Raw genomic sequence first — 789 nt, 5'->3', positions numbered from 1 at the left:
CGATGACATCGTCCAGTACTTCGCCGTTGCTCATAAGCGTCAGGGTTGGCAGCTTCGCGCCCGGTGTCACACCGACCGCTTCATCAAACACAACAGTCAGGGTGACTTTATCGCCAGGCAGGTAGTTGCCGCTGACAACATCTACAGAGGCTACGCGGGGAGAAACAAGATCATCAGAGGTGATGGCCTGGCTAACGATGGCTACTTCGTTATTGCCTGACACATAGATTGACTCATTGACACCCGATGTCACCTTCGTGACAACCGCTTCGCCGACGCTGTCTGTCAACGACGCGCCATCAAGGAACAGACCGTTGACGGTCAGTCCGGTAATCGAAAAGTCATTCGGCGCCACGGTGTACGCAAACACCAGGGCATCATCTCCCGCCAACGCAGAGCGTGCGACATCCAGTTGGGCATTCGCACCGTTTGACAGCGCCAGGAATGGTGCGCTGCCTCCTGACGCGTTGAGCGTGACAGTGTCACTAAACCCAGCCGTGATATAGACCGTCTCGCCGACCCCGGTTGAGAGACGACTTGCATTGAATTGAGAGATTACCGTAGCCATTTTGTTTCCCCTTGCGAAGCTTAGCTTCGACAATTAATTGGGCCTAAATGTCACAACCGTGACAAATTAGACATACATCCATCGTGCATGAAAACAATTTATGTCATAAGTGTCAATAACAAATTGACAGAATAGTCTCAACTAATTATCGGACCTTAAAGTCCCTGGGCAAACGACTTCTCTTCTACAATGCAGATGGCAGAGATGAGCCGAACGGTCAT

The 789-nt window shown here is 51.3% G+C and carries 1 protein-coding gene; it reads right to left on the bottom strand.

Going from position 1 to position 789, the window contains the following annotated elements:
- Window positions 1-568, bottom strand: a 568-nt coding sequence (locus tag XMD579_RS11250) for a hypothetical protein (RefSeq protein WP_173482291.1), incomplete at its 3' end; no start/stop codon positions are given.
- Window positions 569-789 lie beyond the last annotated feature (221 nt).

Source organism: Marinobacterium sp. xm-d-579 (assembly GCF_013282935.1).
In the GTDB taxonomy this organism is placed as follows: domain Bacteria; phylum Pseudomonadota; class Gammaproteobacteria; order Pseudomonadales; family Balneatricaceae; genus Marinobacterium_E.
The sequence above is the reverse complement of the archived record's forward strand: the minus strand, read 5'-3'. Positions and strand labels throughout refer to the sequence as shown.